This window comes from Nocardioides ginkgobilobae (assembly GCF_054781275.1).
The window spans coordinates 1-1,460 of sequence record NZ_BAAGUS010000047.1 but is presented as its reverse complement, the minus strand read 5'-3'; the positions used below and the strand labels follow the sequence as shown (position 1 = coordinate 1,460).

1 protein-coding gene is annotated in these 1,460 nt (G+C 68.9%); it reads left to right on the top strand.

Annotated features, from left to right (window positions below):
• Positions 1-122: 122 nt before the first annotated feature.
• Positions 123-1,454 carry an ISL3 family transposase gene (locus ACYVID_RS18125; RefSeq protein WP_300955235.1) on the top strand — a complete coding sequence of 444 codons (1,332 nt, stop codon included), beginning with the start codon at positions 123-125 and terminating at the stop codon, positions 1,452-1,454.
• The last annotated feature ends 6 nt before the right edge of the window (positions 1,455-1,460 follow it).

The following is a 1,460-nucleotide window of genomic DNA, read 5'->3' as shown; positions in this document are numbered from 1 at the left end:
GGCTCTTCACAGTTGAGGGTGTAGCGGACGACGCGGCCGGGGTCGGCGCGTCGGTGCCGGGATAGAGGTCGAGGTCTTTCGAAGATGGCGGTTCCTACGCCAGCCACCCGAAAGACCTCGACGTGCACGACGCTACCCGTGCGGGCGCCTTCGCTTGCGCTGATCTGACGACCTTCTGCCGCCTCGATGAGCTCGGGCTGATCGTGACCGGTCAACGGCTCGAGGCGAAGCGGGCGATCCTGGCCTGCAAGGTCGTCGAGCCCGAAGGCTCACTTGAGAGGTGGTGCCGCCGCTGCGGCGGGCAGGGGGCGCCGCGCGACACCGTGATCCGCGAGCTGGCCCATGAGCCGTTCGGGTGGCGACCCACCACGCTTCGCATCACCGTGCGCCGCTACCGCTGCATCGAGTGCAAACACGTGTGGCGCCAAGACACCCACCGTGCCGCCGAGCCAAGGGCCAAGCTGTCTCGTCGCGGGCTGCGGTGGGCGCTGGAGGCGATCGTGGTCGGGCACCTGTCGATGAGCCGCGTCGCCGAGGGCCTCGGGGTCGCGTGGGGCACCGCCAACGACGCCGTCCTGGCCGAGGGCAGGCGGGTGCTGATCGACGATGAGCACCGCTACGACGGTGTCACCGCGATCGGGGTCGATGAGCACGTGTGGCGCCACACCAGACGCGGCGACAAGTACGTCACCGTGGTCATCGACCTGACCGCGGTGCGCGCCGGCACCGGCCCCGCCAGGCTGCTGGACATGATCGAGGGGCGGTCGAAGAAGGTCTTCAAGACCTGGCTCGCAGCCCGTCCTGAGGACTGGCGTCAGGGCGTGGAGGTGGTGGCGATGGACGGGTTCACCGGCTTCAAGACCGCCGCGGTCGAGGAACTCCCCGACGCGGTCGCGGTCATGGACCCCTTCCACGTCGTGCGCCTGGCCGGTGATGCCTTGGACCGGTGCCGACGCCGGGTCCAACAAGACCTCCACGGCCACCGCGGCCGCCGCAACGATCCGTTGTACCGAGCCCGCCGGACCCTGCACACCGGGTCTGACCTGCTCACCGACAAGCAAGCCGACCGGCTGCGCGCCTTGTTCGCCGACGACAGGCACGTCGAGGTCGAGGCGACCTGGGGGATCTACCAGCGGATGATCACCGCCTACCGCGAACCAGACCGACGCCGCGGCCGCGAGCTCATGACCAAGCTCATCGAATCGGTCAGCACCGGCGTCCCGAAGGCGCTGGTCGAGGTCATCACCCTGGGCCGGACCCTCAAGAAGCGCGCCGAGGACGTCTTGGCCTACTTCGACCGCCCCGGCACCAGCAACGGACCCACCGAGGCCATCAACGGACGGCTCGAGCACCTACGCGGATCAGCGCTCGGGTTCCGCAACCTGACCAACTACATCGCCAGGAGCCTGCTTGAGACCGGCGGCTTCAGACCCCTACTACACCCCGGTCTGTGAAGAGCC